The 1941-nt window shown below is 76.4% G+C and carries 1 protein-coding gene; it reads left to right on the forward strand.

What is annotated here, in order from left to right; all coding sequences use genetic code 11:
* Positions 1-26 precede the first annotated feature (26 nt).
* Positions 27-1941: hypothetical protein (locus tag BN12_RS21445; RefSeq protein WP_048555595.1), on the forward strand; the 1915-nt coding region annotated here is incomplete at its 3' end.

The raw sequence follows: 1941 nt of genomic DNA on the forward strand, positions 1-1941 counted from the left end.
CCCCCCCCGCCGATGGCGACCCCGCCGTGGAGGCCCCGCTCGTGGGCGCGCTGCCCACCCTCCGCGCGATGTGGCGAGACGCCGCGCAGCGCCGCGGCACGATCGCCGGCGCGAACGAGAGCCGGGTGATGGACCTCGTCGGGGCGCTGCCGACGTCGAGCTACTTCCGGCACCGGCTCGCCTGGCCGTTGGAGATGTGGTGGCTGGCCGCCGGACTCACCGGCGTCCAGAGCGACTGGCTGGCCTTCGACGCGCGGTGGCACACCGACTTCGGCAGCGTGGGGGAGCTGCGGCTGCAGCCGGTGCGCCGGTATGCCGCGCGGCACGCGCCCGTGCGGGTCGGGCTGCCCCTCGTCGAGGTGACCGGCGCGGACCTGCCGACGGTCCTCGCGGCACTCGTCGACGTCGCCCAGCAGACGCCCACGGACTTCGCGAACGTCCACCAGGTCGAGAACCACGACCTCGGGCTGGAGGACAGCAGCCTCCTGCTCCGGCTGCTCATCCGGTCGCTCCAGGTCGCCATCGGGGACGTGGGACGCGAGAGCGCGCGCGAGCCGCTCGCCCGGCCCGAGCTGGTCATGCGTCCGGCGGCGGTGCCGGCCCGGCTCGCGACCTGGATCGGCGCGGTCACGCCGGCAGCGCTCCAGGCGGACACGGCTGCGACGAGACGGTTCTCGCGCGTCGTCGAGGGCATCAAGGGACTCCTCGACATCCCACCCGACCGCCTCGAGCGGCTCCTCGCCGCGACGGCGGACTGCGCGGCATACCGGATCGACCCGTGGGTGACAGCACTGCCGACGCGACGCCTCGACGACCTCCTCGCGACCGGGCGGGCACAGCCGCTCGTCGGTGCGTACGGCTGGGTGGACGCACCCCGGCCGGGCACACCGGGACCCACCGTCGCCGGTCTCCTCCACGCGCCCTCCCCGGGCCAGGCGCTCACCGCCGCGGTGCTCCGGGACCGGGCCGTCAACGACCCCACGGCCGCGCGGTGGGACCTCGACCTCACGTCCCGGACCGTCCGGGCCGCGGACCGTCTCGCCGAGCAGGTCCGCACGGGCGCGCACCTCGCCGAGGCGGTGGGTCGTGAGGTCGAGCGGGTCGTGGCCGCCGGGGTCGACGTGACCCACCTGCGGGAGCGGTTCCCGCTGCGGGCCGAGCATGCCGGCCGGCGCACCTGCGACGGGCTCGCGGTCCTCGCCGCCGATCCGTCGTCGCTCGGCCTCGATGCGGAGCGGCTGGCCGGACTCGACGAGCTGCGAGCGGCGCTCGACGCATACGGCGACCTCCTCGTGGCCGAGGCCGTCCATCACGTCACCGAGCGACGCCCCGACATCGCGGGGGCGGTGATGGACGCCGCGGCCGGCCTGTCGCGGCCCCCGGAGCTGGCGCTGCTGCGCACTCCTCGGTCCGGCCGGACGATCTCGAGCGAGGTCCTCCTCGTGGTCCCCGCCCGTGCCGCGCCGGCGGTGTCCGCCGAGGCGAGCCCCGCCCGGCTGGCCGACCCGTCGACCTTCGCCTTCCTCGTCGACCGGCTCGGCGAGGCGGGCGAGTGGGAGTTCCACGCGGAAAGTCGAACCGTCACTCTCGTCGACCTCGGTCTCCAACCGCCGGACGCGCTCGCGCTGTCCCTCGACGACCTCCTCGGCGTGGTCCGTGAGACGGCCGGAGTGTCCGACGGTACCGACGGCACGGTGACCGGGAGCGGTCTGGACCGCTACCGGGACGGCGTCCGGCTCGTCGGGCTCGTCGGCCGCCGCCCGGCCACCCCCGCCGACCTCGACCCGTTGCCGGACGCGCCCGACGACGCGTCGGCCGTGCTGGCCGACCTCGCCGCCCGGTACACCGCCGTCCACGACGCCGGCACGGCCCTGGTGACCACCCTGCGGGCGGCCTCCTCCGCCGACCCGCGGCTCGGCTGGGCGTGGGGCATCGTCGCCG

The sequence above is a fragment of the Nostocoides japonicum T1-X7 genome (assembly GCF_001046855.1).
Taxonomy (GTDB): Bacteria; Actinomycetota; Actinomycetes; order Actinomycetales; family Dermatophilaceae; genus Nostocoides; species Nostocoides japonicum.